At 38.2% G+C, this 20,246-nt stretch carries 20 protein-coding genes; 14 read left to right on the plus strand and 6 right to left on the minus strand.

Annotated features, from left to right (window positions below; all coding sequences use genetic code 11):
* Nucleotides 1-278: 278 nt before the first annotated feature.
* Nucleotides 279-458, minus strand: coding sequence for an H-type small acid-soluble spore protein (locus tag SAY88_RS19415; RefSeq protein WP_332633807.1), 180 nt, complete (start codon nt 456-458; stop codon nt 279-281).
* A gap of 304 nt (nt 459-762) precedes the next feature.
* Nucleotides 763-2,034, minus strand: a complete 1,272-nt coding sequence (locus SAY88_RS19420) for a BaiN/RdsA family NAD(P)/FAD-dependent oxidoreductase (RefSeq protein WP_332633808.1) — start codon at nt 2,032-2,034, stop codon at nt 763-765.
* A 316-nt stretch (nt 2,035-2,350) separates the two neighbouring features.
* Here SAY88_RS19420 and SAY88_RS19425 point away from each other — a divergent pair, with 316 nt between their 5' ends.
* From SAY88_RS19425 to SAY88_RS19445, 5 genes are all read left to right on the plus strand, one after another.
* Complete coding sequence (locus SAY88_RS19425; protein WP_332633809.1) at nt 2,351-3,991, plus strand: putative polysaccharide biosynthesis protein; 1,641 nt, start codon at nt 2,351-2,353, stop codon at nt 3,989-3,991.
* A gap of 608 nt (nt 3,992-4,599) precedes the next feature.
* Complete coding sequence (gene ftsW / locus SAY88_RS19430; RefSeq protein ID WP_332633810.1) at nt 4,600-5,754, plus strand: putative lipid II flippase FtsW; 1,155 nt, start codon at nt 4,600-4,602, stop codon at nt 5,752-5,754.
* Between the two features lie 39 nt (nt 5,755-5,793).
* Nucleotides 5,794-6,978, plus strand: coding sequence for a rod shape-determining protein RodA (gene rodA / locus SAY88_RS19435; RefSeq protein WP_332633811.1), 1,185 nt, complete (start codon nt 5,794-5,796; stop codon nt 6,976-6,978).
* Between the two features lie 75 nt (nt 6,979-7,053).
* Nucleotides 7,054-7,743, plus strand: a complete 690-nt coding sequence (locus tag SAY88_RS19440; protein WP_332633812.1) for a hypothetical protein — start codon at nt 7,054-7,056, stop codon at nt 7,741-7,743.
* Nucleotides 7,730-8,440, plus strand: a complete 711-nt coding sequence (locus SAY88_RS19445; RefSeq protein WP_332633813.1) for a pseudouridine synthase — start codon at nt 7,730-7,732, stop codon at nt 8,438-8,440. Before SAY88_RS19440 ends, SAY88_RS19445 begins: the two co-directional genes overlap by 14 nt.
* 84 nt (nt 8,441-8,524) lie before the next feature.
* On the opposite strand, the gene SAY88_RS19450 is transcribed toward SAY88_RS19445, so the two are convergent.
* Nucleotides 8,525-8,743 carry a DeoR family transcriptional regulator gene (locus SAY88_RS19450; RefSeq protein WP_332633814.1) on the minus strand — a complete coding sequence of 73 codons (219 nt, stop codon included), beginning with the start codon at nt 8,741-8,743 and terminating at the stop codon, nt 8,525-8,527.
* A gap of 279 nt (nt 8,744-9,022) precedes the next feature.
* Between SAY88_RS19450 and pepV the strand changes: the two genes are divergently transcribed.
* Entirely contained in the window at nt 9,023-10,441 is a 1,419-nt protein-coding gene (gene pepV / locus SAY88_RS19455) for a dipeptidase PepV (protein ID WP_332633839.1), read from the plus strand.
* Between the two features lie 127 nt (nt 10,442-10,568).
* Here the strand turns inward: pepV and cysK are convergent, their stop codons facing one another.
* Nucleotides 10,569-11,504: a cysteine synthase A gene (cysK, locus tag SAY88_RS19460; RefSeq protein ID WP_332633815.1), complete on the minus strand. Its 936-nt coding sequence runs from the start codon at nt 11,502-11,504 to the stop codon at nt 10,569-10,571.
* Nucleotides 11,505-11,667: 163 nt separating this feature from the next.
* Here cysK and thpR point away from each other — a divergent pair, with 163 nt between their 5' ends.
* From thpR to SAY88_RS19485, 5 genes are all read left to right on the plus strand, one after another.
* The gene (gene thpR / locus SAY88_RS19465; RefSeq protein WP_332633816.1) at nt 11,668-12,228 is read left to right on the plus strand and encodes an RNA 2',3'-cyclic phosphodiesterase; all 561 of its coding nucleotides are present in this window, start codon (nt 11,668-11,670) and stop codon (nt 12,226-12,228) included.
* On the plus strand, nt 12,221-12,583 hold the full coding sequence (locus SAY88_RS19470) for a CidA/LrgA family protein (RefSeq protein ID WP_332633817.1): 363 nt from the start codon (nt 12,221-12,223) through the stop codon (nt 12,581-12,583). Before thpR ends, SAY88_RS19470 begins: the two co-directional genes overlap by 8 nt.
* On the plus strand, nt 12,580-13,266 hold the full coding sequence (locus tag SAY88_RS19475; protein ID WP_332633818.1) for an LrgB family protein: 687 nt from the start codon (nt 12,580-12,582) through the stop codon (nt 13,264-13,266). Before SAY88_RS19470 ends, SAY88_RS19475 begins: the two co-directional genes overlap by 4 nt.
* Nucleotides 13,267-13,331: 65 nt before the next feature.
* Entirely contained in the window at nt 13,332-13,946 is a 615-nt protein-coding gene (locus SAY88_RS19480) for a hypothetical protein (RefSeq protein WP_332633819.1), read from the plus strand.
* A gap of 393 nt (nt 13,947-14,339) precedes the next feature.
* Nucleotides 14,340-14,663 carry a type II toxin-antitoxin system HicB family antitoxin gene (locus SAY88_RS19485; protein WP_332633820.1) on the plus strand — a complete coding sequence of 108 codons (324 nt, stop codon included), beginning with the start codon at nt 14,340-14,342 and terminating at the stop codon, nt 14,661-14,663.
* Between the two features lie 186 nt (nt 14,664-14,849).
* Here SAY88_RS19485 and purU read toward each other — a convergent pair whose 3' ends face one another.
* Nucleotides 14,850-15,719 (minus strand): formyltetrahydrofolate deformylase, encoded by an 870-nt coding sequence (purU, locus tag SAY88_RS19490; RefSeq protein WP_332633821.1) that lies wholly within the window; start codon nt 15,717-15,719, stop codon nt 14,850-14,852.
* A gap of 185 nt (nt 15,720-15,904) precedes the next feature.
* Between purU and pulA the strand changes: the two genes are divergently transcribed.
* Nucleotides 15,905-18,058, plus strand: coding sequence for a type I pullulanase (gene pulA, locus SAY88_RS19495; RefSeq protein WP_332633822.1), 2,154 nt, complete (start codon nt 15,905-15,907; stop codon nt 18,056-18,058).
* Between the two features lie 133 nt (nt 18,059-18,191).
* Nucleotides 18,192-18,986 (plus strand): phosphotransferase family protein, encoded by a 795-nt coding sequence (locus tag SAY88_RS19500; RefSeq protein WP_332633840.1) that lies wholly within the window; start codon nt 18,192-18,194, stop codon nt 18,984-18,986.
* A 107-nt stretch (nt 18,987-19,093) separates the two neighbouring features.
* Here SAY88_RS19500 and SAY88_RS19505 read toward each other — a convergent pair whose 3' ends face one another.
* Nucleotides 19,094-19,345 (minus strand): YtzH-like family protein, encoded by a 252-nt coding sequence (locus SAY88_RS19505; protein ID WP_332633823.1) that lies wholly within the window; start codon nt 19,343-19,345, stop codon nt 19,094-19,096.
* Nucleotides 19,346-19,513: 168 nt separating this feature from the next.
* Between SAY88_RS19505 and trmB the strand changes: the two genes are divergently transcribed.
* Nucleotides 19,514-20,155, plus strand: a complete 642-nt coding sequence (trmB, locus tag SAY88_RS19510) for a tRNA (guanosine(46)-N7)-methyltransferase TrmB (protein ID WP_332633824.1) — start codon at nt 19,514-19,516, stop codon at nt 20,153-20,155.
* Nucleotides 20,156-20,246 lie beyond the last annotated feature (91 nt).

A 20,246-nucleotide genomic window follows, 5' to 3' on the forward strand; every position in this document is an offset into this window, starting at 1 on the left:
AGCAATGGCTTCGCACGTCGCACGCCATTTCTGAGAAACCCGCTCAGAAAAGGCTAAAAGTGAGGCGACGGCTCCGCCTATTGCTTCTAATAAAAGCCGCATGCGCGGCTTTTATTAATATTGGGGACGTTCAAAGATGTCTGAAAGTGAACACTAAGAAGAGCAATGGCTTCGCACGTCGCACGCCATTTCTGAGAAACCCGCTCAGAAAAGGCTAAAAGTGAGGCGACGGCTCCGCGCATTGCTTCTAAGAAAAGCCGCATGCGCGGCTTTTCTTATTAAACTTCTTCTAATTCTGAAATATCTACATCAGAACGTTCTTCTAACGGTCCGCGTAAATGAACAGTTGCTGTCTTACCATCTTCATGCAATTTGTCAATCCAAACAGAAGTCCCGTTATAGGTAACATTAATATCAGCAGATGAAGATAATATTTGCTTGACTCGTTTTTCATCCATCTCATTCACTCCTCTTTTAGATTCGTTTTATATTGTGTGGAAAAAGGTGAGATTATTCGGTAAGGAAGGAAAATGAAGGGTTATTTAAAAAAACTGCAAAAGATTGAAGTGTGAATTTATAGAATATTTAGGATTTCACAGTAGGAAAGCTAGCAAATTTAGGTCTTTGTTACTTGTTTATACTGTGAATAAAAATGTGGATAACCCAATATATACACAAGCGAATATATTGGGCAGATAAAGAATTTGTCGGAATATGAAATAAATAGTCAGAATAATCCTTCTTCTGTGGATAATGTGGATATTATTTGTGAACAACTTGTTCTGCTGCGGATTTCCCAGCTGTATACCCTGTGGAAAAGGCAACAGTAATATTATAGCCACCTGTATAGCCATGAATATCGAGAACTTCGCCGCAAAAATATAAGCCTTTTTTCTTTTTAGAGTGCATCGTTTTCGGTTCAATTTCTTTAATAGAAATTCCACCTCCGGTAACAAATGCTTTTTCTATCGATAGTGTACCGTTTACTTCAATTTCAAAATGCTTACAAATTGTTACGAGGGATCGAAAGCATTCATGTGGAATTGAAGATGCTTGTGCTTGCGTATCAAAAGAAAGTTTATCATATACGAATAACAAAAATCGCTCAGGTGCAAAGCCTTTTAATAAGTTCTTCATTGATTTTTTCGGTTCGGCTTTTACCTTAGCCAGTAATTGTTGAAACAGAGTCTCTTCGGATAAAGAAGGAAATAGATCAATTTCCATTTTAATTGTTTTTGTTTCAAACTTCTTTAATGCTTTCACAACATACTGACTACAACGTAGTGCAGCAGGGCCTGAAATACCAAAGTGGGTAAAGATCATATCACCATCGTGGGTTTTTATTTTTTTTCCTTTAGGGTTAAACACAGTTAACTCAATATCTCTTAATGACAAACCTTGTAGAGATTTATTGCGTATAAATTCTTCGCTTGAAGTAATAGGTACTTCTGTTGGATATAAATCGGTAATGGTATGTCCTGCTTTCTCAGCCCAAGGGTAGCCATCTCCGGTACTGCCTGTGTGGGGAACTGATTTCCCACCGGTTGCCACAATGACTGTTGGGGTAGAGATAAGTTCACCATTTTGTAAAACCACTTCAGAGACAGATTCATCTGAATAGTTAATCGTTTTGACAGTTGTGTTCGTACGAATATCCACTCCTAACTCACGAACCCGGTTTAAAAGTGTTTCAACTACAGTTGTTGCTTTGTCGTTTACTGGAAACATCCTTCCACGATCTTCTTCTTTTAATTGAATGCCTAGTCCTTCAAAAAAGGCAATGATGCTTTCGTTATTAAAGACAGAGAATGGACTGTGCATAAAACGACCATTTCCTGGAATGTGCGCAATGAGATCCTGAATTTCCATGCGGTTTGTTACATTGCAGCGGCCACCTCCTGAAATAGCAAGCTTACGACCAAGTTTGTTCCCTTTATCTAAAAGAAGTACACTTGCGCCATGTTCAGAAGCTGCTATGGATGCCATCAAACCCGAAGGACCACCGCCTATAACTATGACATCATATCTCTTCATGTTTCTTCACCTCAATTTCTTTAATTACAGAGTCTGTTCAAAAAGGGTTAGTTTATCCCTTTTTGAACAGACTCTAGGCAATGAGCGGAACCGCTACAAGGTTTTGAACCTCTAGGAGTGGGGTTCTCATAGAGGTGTGCAACGTGTGGAGCTTTTGCCGTTTTTCTTTTTTTTGAACAGACTCATACAGTATCACTATTTATAAAAAAAAGGAATTCAATGTTAACTCGAGCAACACAAAGGAGACTGTGGTAAAATGCATAAGGAGTTAAAATGATCTTCTTAAATAAAGGGATTTGGAAAGTAGGAATCAATAATGTCGGATTCAAAATTAATGCGCGGTACGATGGTTTTAACAGCCGCTACGTTTGCTTCTAAAATATTAGGTCTTATTTATATTTTTCCTTTTACTGCTATTGTGGGCCAAACAGGGATTGCCCTATACTCATATGGCTATTTACCATATACCGTTTTATTAAGTTTAGCCACATTAGGTGTTCCAATAGCCGTTTCTAAATTCGTCTCAAGATATAATTCATTAGGTGACTACAGAACGGGACACAGATTGTTTAAATCAGGGTTACTATTTATGTCCATAACCGGCTTACTTGCCTTTCTCGTTTTATTTTTCACAGCACCTTACATCGTACCTTGGATTATTGAAAATCCAACCGAGCAAGGTAATACATTTGATGAGATAGTCTTTACGATTCGAATGGTAAGTGTCGCTTTACTTGTTGTTCCGATTATGTCTATTATTCGGGGCTATTTTCAGGGGTTCCAATCAATGGGGCCTACGGCTGTATCACAAGTGATTGAACAAATCGTTCGGATAGTCTTTATATTAGCCATTACGTTTTCAATTGTGAACATTATGGAAGGTAGTACGGGCCTAGCAGTTGGGTTTGCAACATTTGGCGCTTTTGTAGGGGCGCTTGGTGGTTTAACTGTCCTGTTAACATACTGGTTTAAAAGAAAAAAATATATTCATGAACAGATTGAGAAAAGCACGATGGATCATCAGCTGTCGCTAAGGTCCATGTATAAAGAGTTAATTACCTATGCATTGCCACTTTCCTTTGTAGGATTAGCGATTCCGCTTTATCAACTAATAGACTTATTTACGTTTAATAATACATTGATTGGTACACATTTAACACAGGATGAGTCAGAAGTTGCGTTTGCTGTGTTTTCAAACACGGCCCATAAAATCATTCTCATTCCAATGGCGCTAGCAACAGCACTATCGATTACATTAATTCCAACTATTACAAAATCATTTACAATAAATGATACTAATTTGTTGCAGAAACAGATCAGTCAAACTTATCAAGTGATTTTATTTTTGACGATACCTGCTGCAGTAGGTATGTCGGTGTTAGCATATCCAGCTTTTGGTGCGCTTTATGGACTTGCTGATTATGAAATTGGAGGATATATCTTACAATATTATGCTCCGATTACATTGTTCTTTTCATTGTTTGCTGTAACTGCTGCAATTCTCCAAGGAATCAACAAACAGAAAATAGCGGTCATCGCTCTATGTGTTGGTCTCGCCTTAAAACTTGCAACAAATAGTTGGTTTCTATCTTTGTTCGGGCCGCTTGGAGGAGTATTAGCTACGTACGTAGGTTATACAGCCTCGCTTGTCATAACAGTCTGGGCTATTGGGAAATATGCTGAATTCAGTTACAAATTAATTGCCAAACGAGCCATATTAATCATTGTTTTTACGGTTGTTATGGCAGTCGGTGTCATGGTTGTCAATGTAGGAATGCAACAATTACTTCCAGTTACATCGCAACTACGAGCATTTCCTAGTTTGATTGTCGGTGTCTTAGTTGGTTCAGCTATTTATTTGTTTTTAAGTTATCGTTCCAATTTGGCTGGGCAAGTACTTGGAGCAAGGTTCAGATTTTTGAATAGGAAGAAACAGAAAGAAAGGCAAGAGGGGTAGGTTTTGCCCTTTTGCTTCCAGTTTTCAGGTTGGTAAGAAGCTAGGATTTGCCGTAGGTTGCTGACTTCGACGGTTGAAAAGAAAGTGTAAAGGAAGCTTACTGCCTCCCTCATAGTTGAAAGGAAAAGGGAAGAGTTTGGCAGGTAAGAAAAACTTCGGCTCCAGGTTGCCGTTTTCGGTCGGGTGTGAGGCAAGATGAGAGATAGGATTATCGTCAAGCTCCCCTTCATAGCTGAGTGGAAGAAGAATTTCATCTTCTTCCACTCAGTTATTCCGGGTGAGAGAGGGTGGAGTTTGGGTGGTAAGAAGAACTAAGGCTTCGGCCGGAGATTGCTGGCTTCGGTCAAGTGTGAGAAATAAAGGGAAATTTTGTTTCTTTTTGGGGGAGTCTGGCCGAAACCGAGTTCTTCTAACAATTTCGACATTGTTTGGCAATGAAAGCCTCTTTTGCTTGTATGGGTGGTTTGATATAATAGAGAATGTTCTAAAAGTCCGAGTCTGCAGGCATGTAAGCTTCTAGAAAAGCTGGAATGTTAGTTATGTCTTCCTTTCCGCTTTTTGGACTGGCGTTCATGATGAACGAAATTTTGCTAGAGCAGGGGGGCGCGATGAAGTATTCATTTCGAAAAGATAATGATTGGCTGTTAATCATCACTACGTTCCTTTTGGCTGGGTTCGGCTTGGTGATGGTATTTAGTGCAAGTTATCCTTTAGGGTTAGGACAGACGGTCCCCAATCCATATTCTTTTATACAACGACAGTTGCTTTGGTTTGTATTAGCTGTATTTGCTTTTTTAGTTGTCATGCACTTTCCTTATCGATTTTATCGGAAGATGTCTCCAATCATCATACTGATTTCCATTTTTGCATTATTTCTTGTCTTGCTCCCGTGGTTTGGCGTAACGATTGGAGGGGCTCAGCGTTGGATTCAATTAGGTCCATTAAGGATACAACCTTCCGAATTTGTAAAGATCGGTATGATCATTTATTTAGCTCAAGTTTATTCACAGAAACAAGCGTATATTGACCAATTTGTAAAAGGTGTCATGCCGCCATTAGTTGTAGTCGGATTTGTATTTGGGTTAATTATGATGCAGCCGGATCTTGGAACGGCAACGTCGATTCTTCTTGTTACCTTCTTTCTAGTCTTTTTCTCTGGCGCTAAGTGGCGTCATTTAATTGGGTTAGGGGTGGTTGGAGCTACGCTTTTTGTCGTATTTGCTATGTCTGCCCCTTACCGGGTGAGGCGTCTTACGTCGTATCAAGATCCATTTGCTGATCCAATGGGTGATGGACATCAAGTGATTCAATCTTATATAGCGATGGCACATGGCGGTCTAAGAGGAACAGGCTTAGGTCAAAGTGTTCAAAAGCTCTATTATTTACCAGAGGCGCATACAGATTTTATTCTAGCGATCGTTGCTGAAGAATTAGGGTTATTAGGTGTACTAATAGTATTAGGCTTGCATGCACTTATTTTGATCCGAGGTGTTATGATAGGAGCAAAGTGCAAAAGTCCCTTTGGAAGCTTGTTAGCATTTGGAATCGTTTTTCAAATCGCAGTACAAATTATCTTTAATATAGGGGCGGTTACTGGAATGCTCCCAATTACAGGAATCCCACTGCCATTAATAAGTAATGGAGGATCCTCACTGTTCTTTACACTCGTCTCTTTGGCTATCTTAGCGAATATTTCGCGTAATAACATACGTCATAACAGACTCAAAGAAAACAAGGAAGAAACACAGCTTTCTGCTTCTTAAATAAAGTCAGAGAGCTGTTTCTTATAGATGGAGGCTACAATGGAAGAAAGGAAAACGGGCTTTCAGCAGATTGATTACACATTGTTATTTCTGTTGTTTGTGCTCATGTGTATTAGCTTGTTAGCTATTTATAGTGGATCTGGTCAATACTTTAGTAATGACCCGACTTACTATGTGAAGCGCCAAGTTATTTGGTTTATCGTAGGGATCGTCGTTATGGTAGGCGTTATGTTAATCGACTATGATTTGTTTAAAAACTTCTCGATTCCCCTTTATGGGATTGGGATTACTCTTTTGTTACTTGTTGCATATTCTTCTCTTGGTGTATTTCGTAATGGTTCTCAGCGCTGGCTTGATTTAGGACCTGCTGAAATACAGCCATCAGAGTTTATGAAGATATTCTTAATTATTGCGCTCGCTCATATGTTGTATCGGGTGACGGCTAATAGAGTAACAAAAGATCTCAAATCGGATTTAATTATCGTTGGGCAGGTTGTTGCGATTGGGCTTCCTCCATTTTTCTTAATACTAAGACAGCCGGATCTAGGAACGGCGCTTGTTATTGCAAGTATTATGGGAACAATGCTTTTAATGTCAGGGGTTGCTTGGAGAATACTTTTGTTTTTAGGATTGTCGGTAGTAGCAGGAATCACATCACTGGTTTGGTTGCATAATCATAATTTTGAGTTGTTTTCAAAGATTATTGCATCGCATCAGCTCGATCGTATTTATGGTTGGTTGGATCCATATGAGCATCAAGGATCATTTGGTTATCAACTTGTCAATGCAATGAGAGGGATAGGGTCTGGTCAATTACATGGAAGTGGGTTCATGCAGGGAGTTCAGACGCAAAGTGATCGAATTCCTGAGATTCATACAGATTTTATTTTTACGGTAATTGGTGAGGAGTTTGGTTTTATTGGTGCAACGATTTTAATCGTAACGTATTTTCTTTTGTTCTATCGAATGATCATCATTGCATTAACATGTAATAATTTATTTGGAACCTATTTGGTTTCAGGCGTTATTGGATTGCTTGTTTTCCAAGTGTTTCAAAATATCGCAATGACGATTGGACTAATGCCTATTACAGGTTTGGCTCTTCCTTTTATCAGTTACGGAGGAAGTGCACTCTTAACCAATATGCTGGCAATGGGGATTATTCTTAATGTTAATATACGAACACGGCATTATATGTTTGAAACAGAAGAGTCTAGTATGTAAGAGTTGATAATCATTTTGATTTCAGCTCTTTCTTTTTTAGAAAGAACAATGTAATGCAAATAGGAGGTAGAGTAGATGAAAGTTATTATTGGATCAGGCCGTCTAGCTAGTATGCTTTTAACCGTTTTGAAGAAAGACCGAACTACGTATGTGTTCGGTCGGAATGAGCAAACTGTTGATAACTTAGTTGAGCAGTTTCCTTTTGTAAAAAAAGCTAGTGAAGCTAACTTAAGAGAGGCAAAAGCAATTTTCCTTTGTTTGCCAAAAAGTGGCTACGAAGATTTTCTAATAAAATATGATCATTGTCTTCAAAAGGAGGTAACGGTCTACCATATGGCAACAGCGGTAACGGAAGATGAGGTGAAGCAACTTTGTGTTGAGAAAAAAGTGGTCCCGCTAAAGTTGGCAGGACATGCGATAGTTGCTAAAAAAGAGAAAAAAGGTTTGTTGGCATTGCCTGCACACCATCAGAGAGAACAGGGGAAGCTTGCATCTTGGTTTCCTACGATGCAAATTGAAATTGCCGGAGAGGAAGAAGTACTTCTTGCTAATCAATTAGGGACAGAGGCAGCAATAAAAATGAGTGTAGAACTTGGGAACTTGTTAAAGGCGAACGAAGTAACTGAGGCAATTATTAAACAAACGTTTGATCAAACCGTTCATGGTGTGATTGATTCCTATCAAACAAATGATTTGGGGGGCTTTGCTAGAAAAATTGCCGATAGATTGCAGCAGAAAGGAGAACAAGAAAATGAGAATGGATAAATTACTTGCCAATATGGGATTTGGAACGAGAAAAGATGTGAAAAAGCTAATGAAATCAGGCAGTGTCCATGTAAATGGAGAAGTAGTTAAGGAAGGCAAAACACATGTAAATCCAAATTTGGATCTGGTAACGGTTTTTGGGGAAGAGGTGAAATATAAACCATATATTTATCTCATGCTTAACAAGCCTCAAGGAGTTATCTCTGCTACTGAAGATCAAGAGCATGAAACGGTCATTGATCTATTGCTATATGAACATGCAATGTATGAACCATTTCCGGTTGGACGATTAGATAAAGATACGGAAGGGTTACTCTTAATTACAAATGATGGTCAATTTTCACATGCGCTAATGTCACCTAGAAAGCATGTTCCAAAAACATATGCAGCAACAGTCCGGGGCGAGGTGACGGACGAAGATATCACTCTTTTTAAACAAGGTGTAACATTAGAAGATGGCTATGTAACGAAACCGGCGGAACTAATCATCTTAGAGCAGGGGGCTACCTCAGAAATTAAACTAACCATTACAGAAGGAAAATATCATCAAGTGAAACGGATGTTTGAGGCTGTAGGAAAAAAAGTTCTTTCACTAAAGCGTTTGAAGATTGGAGAACTTGAGCTTGATCATGATCTAGAACTAGGTACATATAGAGAACTAACGGAATCTGAAATTGATTTGCTTTTAACAAGATAAAGAAGGTGTCTCTATGGTTTTCTAAAAACCATAGAGACACCTTCTTTTAGCTTACCTATTGCATATGGCTTTACACCATATATATTACGAAACTTGAGTCTTCTTTTTGGTTGCACTCCACTTACCACGCGTAGTACTCTCAACGAGATTGTTGTATTCAAGCACGTTGAGGTCACGTTGAATCGTCCGTTGGGTTATACCGAATTCTTCAACTAATTCATTCGTTGTGACGGTCCCCCTTTGTTTGATGTAAAGGTAGATAGACTTAATACGAGTCAGCATACGATCAGTTGAAGTTTTCAAAAAACCACTCCTTATTCATAATCATGACTTGTTCTTAGGTAGAGTCTATGTAATAACATGGTATATCATGCATGTTATTACAGCTGTCAAATGTCTTTAACATTTTACAGGGATGACCGTTCTCCTCTCTTAGTTGCATTTGCATTATAAGAAAGGTAATGTTGTAAGTGGTTCAGATGAAGCATGGTTCATTCCGTTTGTCTACATTTTACAATAATTCTAACAACTATGCAAAACCAGTGTACGAAAATGTTCCGTACTTAATGGAGGGTGATGGAAATAGTGGAAATAAATTGGCTATTTGAAGTAGAAAAAAGAAAAGAAAAAATAATTAAAGAAACTCAAGATTTCCTACGTATTTCAAGTGTTTTAGACGAATCGACATCAACGGAGGATGCGCCATTTGGAGCAGGAATTGCACGAGCTTTAACATATTTGTTACAAAAAGGTGAACAAAATGATTTTTTTGTAAAAAATGTGGATGGTTTTGCGGGAATTATCGAATATGGGAAAGGCAATGAAAGTGTAGGGATCTTGTGCCACCTTGATGTCGTACCAGCAAGAAAAGGTTGGACGTCTCCCCCTTTTTCAGCGGACATTCGCAGTGGGCGTATTTACGCACGGGGGGCAATTGATAATAAAGGGCCAACAATGGCAGCGTTTTTTGCCCTCTCAATAGTGAAAGAATTAAATCTAGAGCTACATAAACGAGTACGGATGATTCTAGGTACAGATGAAGAAAGCAATTGGCGATGTGTGGAACATTATTTTAAACATGAAGAAATGCCGACAATAGGGTTTGCGCCAGATGCTGATTTTCCTATCATTCATGCTGAAAAAGGAATTACCGATGTGAGTTTTCTGTGGGAAGTTAAGAAGGATGAAGAGGTGGGAACGCTTATTCTCTCTATGTTTGAAGCAGGAGAAAGATTTAATATGGTGCCTGAACTAGCGCGTGCGACAATCATAGGAGAGAGAAGCCTTCTTAAAGAGCTTGAAAAGAACTTTCAAAAGCATTTGCTTGAACATGGACATACTGGCAAGGTTGATAATACTGGTGAGGAATTACATTTGCGTTATGATGGTGTATCAGCTCATGGATCAACACCTGAAAATGGCTTGAATGCCGGAACATACCTTGCTAGTTTTCTAGCGAAAGCAAATTTTCAACAAGCAGCCAATGACTATCTTGAGTTTATTGTTAAACATTGTGACTTTGATGGAGAAGGATTACAAATAGCCGTGAGCGATGAGGTGTCGGGACCGTTAACAATGAATGCTGGGTTATTTCACTTTCAAGCAAATGGAGAAAGCAAAGTTGGATTGAATATTCGTTATCCGGTCACAGCTTCAGGTGAGGAATGTTTAAATAAACTAAAAGAAGTAGCCAAGAGAGAGAATGCAAAATTGATCATACAAGACCATATGGGTCCAAATTATGTTAAAGAAGATCATCCACTTATTGAAACATTACAACGAGTTTACGAGCGTCAAACAGGAGAGCATGCTAAGTTACTAGCAATTGGGGGAGGGACTTATGCACGATCTCTAAAAACAGGTGTTGCGTTTGGACCGATGTTTCCTGGAAGAGAAGATGTGGCTCATAAGAAAGATGAGTATATCGAAATCGATGATCTGTTAAGAATGACAGCAATTTATGCTGAAGCTATTTATGAGCTTGCAAAAACGGAAAGTTAAGATAGGGGTCTCGACGGCCAGCGACAGAGGTGGCAATGACTCCGTTCGCTACTCCCCTTGAGAGGAGAAGTCCACTCCTCCCAAGGCTTTTAAACGAAGTAGCGACACGCTCATTGCTTTAGATTAGTTATTTCCCAAACTGAAACAAATCAGTGGAAAGATATCGCTCACCTGTATCACAAGCAATCGCAACAACAACATCGTCTGGGGATAGTCGTTTGGCAACCTCCATTGCAGCAAAACAAGCAGCACCAGAAGAAGGGCCCACGAGAATGGCTTCTTTTCGTGCTAAGTCACGTGTAACACGATAGGCATCTTCATCTTCAATTTTTAAAATTTCATTGTAGACATTTTCATTTAAAATAGGAGGGATAAATCCAGGGCTAGTTCCAACTAGTTTATGTGGTCCTGGTTGTCCTCCTGATAAGACAGGTGATCCTGCAGGTTCAACAACATGAATGGTTGCTTCCGGGTAAAATTTCTGCAATTCTTCGCCCGTCCCTGTGATGGTTCCGCCTGTACCAGAAGCAGCAACAAAGGCAGAGAGAGATTTACCAATTGAATCAAGTGATTGTTTGATTTCTACAGCAGTTGTAAGACGATGGGCATCAGGATTAGCTGCATTTTCAAATTGCATCGGAATAAAGCTATTAGAGATATCTTTAGCTAGCTCATGAGCCTTCTCAATCGCACCGGGCATTTTCTTATCTCCAGGTGTAAGAACAACTTCTGCGCCATATGCTTTTAATATATTGATTCGTTCGGCAGACATTGTATCTGGCATCGTCAAAATGGCTCGATAGCCTTTTGCTGCAGCGTTCATAGCAATACCGATTCCTGTATTTCCACTTGTAGGCTCAATAATCGTTGAACCTGGTTTTAGGTGGCCATCCTTTTCTGCTTGGACTATCATGTTATAAGCTGCGCGGTCTTTTACGCTGCCACTTGGATTTTGCATTTCCATTTTCAAATAGACAGTCGCACCATTAGGATCAGCAATACGATTAAGGCGAACAAGCGGTGTATTACCTATTAATTCTGCAATATTATTTACAACAGTCATAATTACACTTCCTCTTATAGTTAATATATTTATTTTAGCATAGAAAAAAAGTGATTTCCTAGTTGTTATAAGAAAGAGTAAAATGGTATAAAGTGGTTTTTATTAAGTGGATAAATGGAGTTTCTTAAATCGAGATGTTTTTTGAGAAAGGAAGTATTTACATATGCAAACCCATTACTTTTTAGCTGTTCCTTTGCCGTCAACATTGAAGAGGAAAATTGTAGAGTCTATTTCTCGAAAAGACTTCCCTTTTAAACGCTGGGTTCATGAAAAAGATCTTCATTTGACACTCGTTTTTTTAGGTTCATGTACACAAGAACAATTGAAACAAATTGAGAAAAAATGTCAACCCTTAGTAACCAATTGGGAAGCATTTACGTTGGAACTTTCTACATATGGAACTTTTGGTTCGAAGAAAAAGCCGAGAATCTTTTGGATTGGTGTGAAAGAAGAAGCGAAATTGTATCAATTGCAAAGAGACGTGTCCAGGCTTTGTGAAGAAAGTGGCTTTGCACTTGATAAGAAGTCATTCTCTCCTCATATCACTTTAGCCAGGCAATGGGCGATAGATAATGACTATGAAGCTGTTGATGGAAGTCAAATGCAGGGTGTGCACTGGTGCGTAGATGAATTCATTTTATACAAAAGCGTTCTAACCGAAACACCTAAATATAAAACGGTACACAGGTTTCAGTTTGGCGGAGGGATAATACCCAATGATTAGAATAATGGTTCATATAGCTATTTTAACATGCTTTTATTTAATAGGTGCAAGTATACAACGACAGTTTGGATTGGCGATTCCGGGCAGCATCATTGGTATGCTGCTTTTGTTTCTAGTCCTTATTACAAAAATCTTGCCTGTACGTTATATCGAAGAAGGTTCGTCATTTATTTTACGTCACATGCCACTTTTATTTTTACCAGTAACCGTTGGAATTTTACAATTTCTTGATGTCTTTGCTGGGAGAGGATTTCTATTAATCTTAATTACATTAATTAGTACGATGATGGTAATGGTTATTTCCGGTTTAGTTGGACAGAATCTAGTAAAGAAAAAGGAGATTATGAAAAAATGAAAATCATGATGAGCCTCGTTTTTTTACTATTAACGATTGGAGTTTATGTAGGTTCTAAAAAGCTTTATAAACGTTATCCCTATCCGTATATGCTACCATTGCTCATCTCAACAATTGCAATGATCATCATACTACTTGTTTTTCAAATTCCTTATGAGACATATGCTCTTGGTGGAAAATGGCTGGAAATGCTCCTAGGTCCAGCGGTTGTTGCTCTAGCTTACCCTTTATATCGGCAATTACCAATGTTGAAAAACAATTTGATTCCAATTATAACTAGTGTGAGTATTGGAGCAATCATTGGGATTGCAAGTGGACTTCTACTTTCAAAATGGATGGGATTAGAAAAAGAACTAATTTATTCACTGGTTCCTAAATCAGTAACGACCCCAGTAGCCATGGATATTGCTACAACAATTGGAGGGATTCCGCCTCTTTCGGCGGTGTTGGTTATGGTTGCGGGAATTGGAGGAGTAGTTACTGCTCCATATTTATTTAAATGGTGTAACATTGTGCATGAGATTGGAAAGGGAATTGGTACGGGAAGTGCTGCTCATGCGATAGGAACTGCTAAAGCGCTGGAGAATAGTGAGAAGGAAGGGGCATCTAGTTCGGTTGCGATGACCTTAAGTGCAATCATTGTTTCATTTATTGGTCCATTTATCGTCTTTCTTTTTTACTAATGGACATGATAGGATTTGAAGAGACGAAACTTGAAGTACATTAGGATAAAGCTGGAGGTACGAGCGTGACCCATTTAGTCAAACTTGAAGATTATATCTCTCGTTACCAATTTGATTTGAACCGTTATCCGAGTCAATTTACTCGAATGAAAAAAGAACGCTGGTCTTATGTGAAATCAGAATGGGAACAACTACAGTATGATTCGACTTCCGCTGAAGAAATTCTGGAGGAGGAGAAAGGGCGTTTCTTTGGAATACTACAAAAAGTGAAGAACTGGTCTAGATACACAAAAAAGAAACAATACGAAGATATAAATGAAAGTGATAGCCATTTAACCCAAATGACGTTTGAGCAACTGAAAGAGGAGTTCTTACATGACTTGTATCTTTCGCAATTGCGCTGGGCAAGTTCATCTTTATTAGAAGAATCAAGGCTCCATCCAAAATATAAGAAAGATGACTGGTTGCAATTTTTCGCCCAAAAACTTCCAGATAATTATTTTCTTATGTATAGGCCTGTTTTCTCTGTGAAACAAGCTCCGGTAGAGTTAGAAATTATACTAATTAGCCCTACGGAAATTTATTGCATCTCTACCTTAGAAGGAGAAGAGCATAGTGTGTTTGAAGCGAGTTCTGATCGTTTCTGGATTGAATATGTGAATGAAACTCGTATAGATTAAGTCCTCTTGTTTCGCTATCTCGCATGACAGGAGTTATCAAGCCAATTCTTGAGGAGGCTGGGCATTCTTTTCCCATTAGAAACATCGTGATTTGCAAAAACAGTATAATAGATAATAAGGTGCAAGGAGCGAAAGTCGAGTTTGTTGATCGAAGAACATTCACTCTTTGGCATGAAAAGTTGAAGAAGCATCTTTCTCCGATTAAAAGTCAGCAAATGAAAGTTACGTCTTTGCTTCTATCACATTGTCATACAAATGCATATAAACGAAAGTTAAATCAAGAGGAAGGTCTTCATATCGATAGTGATTTGAATTAGATTTAAATAGTGCGTATAATTACGAGTGCGTTTTGGTTAAAAAAGATAGGGGGAACAAGTAGGAAGGAGAGGTAGGTTGATTGAGATAGAAAAACCATATGGGATTGAATGTAAACCAGAAGACTTCAACTGGAGAGTTAGGAAAGTTTACAATTGGCTAGGTGGAATGGAAGTGATGATTGAATTAGATCAACTTGATGGCTGTGTTAGTTTTGGTGAGACGGTAAAGGAGGCAAAAAAAGGACTGCAAGAATCACTTTATTTATGGATTCGAATGCATGGAGAGCAACAACTTCCTGATATTCGGAGCGAAGCGCAACTAATCTTCTTAGACCCACCAATGGAAGTAGAAGAATTTGAGTACATAAACAATGAACTACTAACGTTAAAAAGTAATTAGCTTGAGGCTGTATCAAAAGGTCAAAGAACGGATTTTTTTTGAAAGGTTGGCAATGGCACACTCGTCGCGCGCCTGCTATGAGAAAACCACTCATAACAGGCTTCAAAAGATTGCGACGGCTTAGCTCATTACTTTGAGGCTGTATCAAAAGGTCAAAGAACGGACCTTTTGATACAGCCTCTTTTGTTAAAATACGACTGTTTTGTTTCCGTGAACAATAATTTGATCATTTATATGCCAAGTTACTGCTCTAGCAAGCGCAATCCGTTCTACATTACGACCTGCAACACGTAGCTGTTCTGTCGTATAACGATGATTTACACGGAGCACATCTTGCTCAATAATTGGTCCTTCATCTAGGTCATCAGTAACATAGTGGGCCGTGGCACCGATTAATTTTACCCCTCTTTCAAATGCTTTTGCATAAGGGTTGGCACCGATAAAAGCTGGCAAGAATGAATGATGAATATTGATGATTCGTTTTGGGAAGGTTCCGACAAAGTCAGGTGAAAGTATCTGCATATATCTAGCTAAAACGATAAAATCAATGTTATGTTCATGAAGCTTTTGAATAGCTTCTTGCTCGGCTTGCTGCTTCGTTGCTTTTGTAACAGGAATATGGAAAAAAGGAATGCCGTAAGATTCAACTTGTTCTTTTAAATCAGGATGATTGCTTATGACAAGAGGGATGTCAACATCAATTTCTCCTGCTCTCCATCTCCATAATAATTCAAGGAGACAATGGTCTTCTTTTGAAACAAAGATCGCCATTTTTTTCTTTCGAGATGCAAGTTCCATACGCCAGTCCATTTCAAAAGAGAGACCGATCTCAGTAAAAGCAGTACGAATCATAGTAATATCAAAATCTGGGTCTAACATTTCAAATTCAACACGCATAAAAAACATTCCACCAGATGGATCTGTGGAGTATTGATCTGATTGAACAATGTTCGCTTTATATTGGTGTAAAAATGTTGAAACAGCAGAGACAATTCCAGGTTGGTCATGACAAGAAATTAATAATCGGACACTAGTGTTGTTAATATTGTAGTTCATTTCGATCCTCCAAATTCAATCAATGCCTTCTCAAAATAAAAAGAAATAAGTAATAGTAAGAGTAAATGAATCGTTTTAGCTCATTCCTCATAATGTTATACAATAGTACTACAAATACATTAAAAGAAACAGTACGATACGATCTTACGATATTCTTTAGACTTTAGAAAAGGGGGCTTTCATCATTGAAGCAAAAGAAGGAGTCATTTGTCAATCATCCGATAAAATTTGCAACGCTCGTCACCATTGACAACATCCTCGTCAACATGGAAAGTTCCATTGAGCATATTGAAGAAAATTGGTTTATTAGTAATGATTCTGGGAAATGGCCTCTTTTGTTAAAAGGAGTAAATGGCCAAGAGGTAGACCTTCAGTTAACTGAGCCTTTTTGCTTTGAAGAAGATAACTATGTTGAATTTGGTGAAGGTAGAAGCTTTGTCCAAATTACAGATGTGGTGAGGACTGAAGCATTTGACGAGATGTTTTTTTATGCCGGGGATGATCTTGGCATGACCTATACAAAAGAATGGACAAAGATTGCCGTTTGGGCTCCTATTGCAACAAAAGTGAATCTGGTTCTTTTCGAAAATTGGTACGATGAAGAAGGGGAGAGGAAAGCCTGTTATCGTGATGACAAAGGTGTATGGAGAGTAGACCTCGAAGGCGATAGGGAGGGAGCTTGGTATATACTTGAGGTGTGTGTGAACCAATCTTGGCGTAAGGTTGTTGATCCTTATGCTAAATTTTTATCAGCGAATGGTAAAAAAGCAATGATAGGGGATCTAACTAAAACGAATCCGCAACATTGGCCAAAGCTAGAGCCTATGCAAGCAAAAAATGATGTCATCATCTATGAGTTACATATAAGAGATTTTACAATTGGAAGATTGAATGGGATTACAAAAAAAGGTCAGTATTTGGGAATGACCGAAACAAATACTTTTGATGAAAAGAACTTAGTTACTGGAATTGATTACTTAGAAAGGTTAGGGATCACTCATGTTGAGTTGCTACCGGTCCAAGAATTTGGAAGTATTGATGAGAGTAACAGGCAAAATCCTACTCATTACAATTGGGGTTATGATACAACCCATTTCTTTGTTCCTGAAGGGAGCTATGCAAGCGATCCGTATAATGGTTATTCAAGAATTAGGGAACTAAAGTCACTCATAGCTAGTTTGCATGAGAAACAGCTTCGAGTAATCATGGATGTTGTTTTTAATCATGTCTATATTTGGGAGGAATCTCCACTAGAGAATATTGTACCGGGCTATTTCTTTCGTTATACAGACGAGAAAGAAATGAGTAATGGAACAGGAGTAGGGAATGACTTTGCATCAGAGAGGAAAATGGCTCGGAAAATGATCGTAGATTCCATCTCATATTGGTTAAAAGAATTTAAGGTTGATGGCTTTCGCTTTGATCTGATGGGGATTTTGGATGTCGAAACAATGAAGCAAGTAACAGAGGAAACTACTAAGAGTAGTAAAGACATATTTGTTCTTGGGGAAGGCTGGGATCTTCCGACAGCCTATCCAACTGAAATACGCGCAGTTACAGATCAAGCACGAGAATTAAAAGAGATCGGATTTTTTCAAGATAAGTTTCGAGATGGGATTAAAGGTAGTACATTTGAATCGATACAGCCTGGATTTATTAGTGGCAACGATTTTTCGATAGATGAAATACTAAGTGGTGTGAGAGGAAGCATTGAACTGTTTTCAAACCCAAGGCAGGCAATTAATTATGTAGAAGCTCATGACAATCATACTCTTTGGGATAAGTTAAAAAGAATTCATCCATATGAAGAAGGAGTTTTTCTAGAAAAGCGACACAGACTAGCAACTTCCATCGTATTGCTCTCTCAAGGTATCCCTTTTTTACATGCAGGTCAAGAGTGGTTTCGTACCAAACATGGCATCGAAAACAGCTACAACCAACCAGATTGGGTAAATCAATTCGACTGGGGGCAACGAGCTCATTTTGAAAAAACGGTTAATTATATTCGTGGCCTAATTAAAATCAGACGTTTTCACCCAGCATTTCGGATGGAAAGTTATAAGTTAATTAAAGAACATTTTCATTTGCTTCTCGTTGAATCAGATTGCATTGCCTATCATTTAAGAAATCTTGGTGAGTTGGATCGTTGGGATGATATTATCGTTATCCATAACGCTAGTCTTCATTCTAAGCGGCTTTTGCTCCCGAAAGAGAACGAATGGTACGTAGTCGTTGACGATCAGGCCGCTTCTCTGATACCATTAAGCAAAATAGGAGAGGACTGCGTAAACGTTTCTCCGCTATCAACTTTAGTTTGTGTGAATTATAAGACAAAATAGAGGCAAAGATTTTTATATATGATAAATCAACCGAATGTCTCACTTTTGCATAAATTTTTTAAAATGAAATAGGTAAAAGTCATCAAATACGATATAATACTAATATAAAGTAAGTGATGGATAGTTTATGAAATTGAGGGTGAATTGGGTGGAACAATTTTTAGGAGATGGCTGGAAAGTTCATCCAGCTGGTGGTGCAACAGGAGAAGCATATATAGCCCAGCAAGGTGAACAGACAGTTTTCTTGAAAAGAAACTCGTCGCCTTTTCTTGCTGTCCTTTCAGCCGAAGGAATTGTTCCAAAGTTACTCTGGACCAGGCGCTTAGAGAACGGTGATGTTGTTACAGCCCAAAAATGGGTGCAAGGTCGTGAGCTAAAGGCATATGAAATGAAAGAGAGCAGAGTTGCAACGTTACTTGCAAAAATTCATGGTTCAAGTGAACTCCTTGATATGTTTAAACGGATTGGCAATGAACCATTGACACCATATGTCATCGTTGAGAACTTGCGAAGGCAGTTACAAGCCTTTCAAATAGAGGATGAAACGATTGAGCTTGGAATGGCTTATTTATTTGATAAGTTGGAATCTGTCCTTCATGAACATTTTGTTGTTTGCCATTGTGATATTAACCATAATAATTGGATGCTTGATGAAGAAGAGCACCTTTACTTAATTGATTGGGATGGGGCAACTGTCTCGGATCCAGCTCTTGATCTTGGACTTCTGTTGTACTCTTATATTCCTCGGAATGAATGGGAGTACTGGTTGCGCCAATATGGTGTTGAGCTTGAAGATTGTTTACGGAATCGGATGCATTGGTATGTTGTTTCTCAATCGATCTCTGTTTTATTATGGCATTTTGGCCGTGGTCAGTTTGAACAGGCAGAACAATTAAAAGATTATATAAGAAGCCTACTTGAAAATTAGAAGAGACTCACCGTTTCTAAGATGGTGAGTCTTTTGGTTTGTGTTTTATAAAGATTTCCTCGGTTCATGTAGATATTTCCTGAGGAATAAATATAGTTGCTGTCGAATTATTCAATTGTAAGAGCGTTTAACCATTGTTCGACATCATTTTGTTGAAACGGCTCATGGTTCAGCTGATGCTTTTCCCGAATTAAACTTAAAGTTTGTGAAACGACAGGTTGTAAAGTGGGATCATCATTCAGAGAAGATAACAGTCGTTCAATTTGTTCAGCTTCATCCGTTGTCATGTAGTTCTCAGCAGCTTGATTTTCCAATAAGTCTTTTAGTAACCGTAATTTATCTTGATTTGTAATAGGCATGATCGAACACTCCTTTGTATGTATTTCCTTACGCATTATTTTGTACTATGTAAGTAAAAGCTATTCGAAACTACGTTATACTTGCTAAATAATCAGGAGGTAGACAAGCCTCATAAATTCATTCCGCTTACAATCAATTGTTTAAATAAATAACTAGAGGTGATTTAATTGCGTTTACGTAATATACCAGGTGCAAAAGATGAGTTAAAACAATATCCGAATATTGTTGTCCAAGATCCAAGTCAACATAAGGGAAGTTGGAAGGGAGTTTTTAATAACGAAAATCCAATTCATGTTGAAGTTGGAACAGGAAAAGGACAGTTTTTAGTTGGAATGAGTGAACTTCATCCACATATTAATTTTATCGGAATTGAAAAGTATGACAGTGTATTGCTCAGAGCTCTAGAGCAAGTAAAAGATCTAGATCGTCCAAATCTTAAGTTTTTAAATGAAGATGTAGCAGATATTCTTAATTTCTTTAAAAAGGGAGAAGCTGAACGCCTTTTTATTAATTTTACAGACCCTTGGCCAAAAAATCGTCATAAAAAGCGTCGTCTTACTTATAAGGGTTTTCTAGAGATGTATGAACAAATTTTAGTTGATGGTGGCGAAATCCATTTTAAAACAGATAACCAAGGTCTGTTTGAATACTCTTTGGAAAGTTTTTCTGGATATGGAATGACGTTGCATAATGTAAGCTTAGATTTGCACCGCAGCGGAATAAAAGGGAATGTTATGACAGAATATGAACGTAAATTCTCAAGAAAGGGAATGAGAATTTATCGTTGTGAGTCTAAATTTAGGTCATAAAGGCTAGCCCAAAGGGGAGAATTCGAATAGGGATTCTTTCCTTTTTTAGATGAAAAACATGTCTTTCATGCTTCAAGAATAGAATAGGTTA

This window comes from Halalkalibacter flavus, assembly GCF_036663575.1.
GTDB lineage: Bacteria > Bacillota > Bacilli > Bacillales > Bacillaceae_D > Halalkalibacter > Halalkalibacter flavus.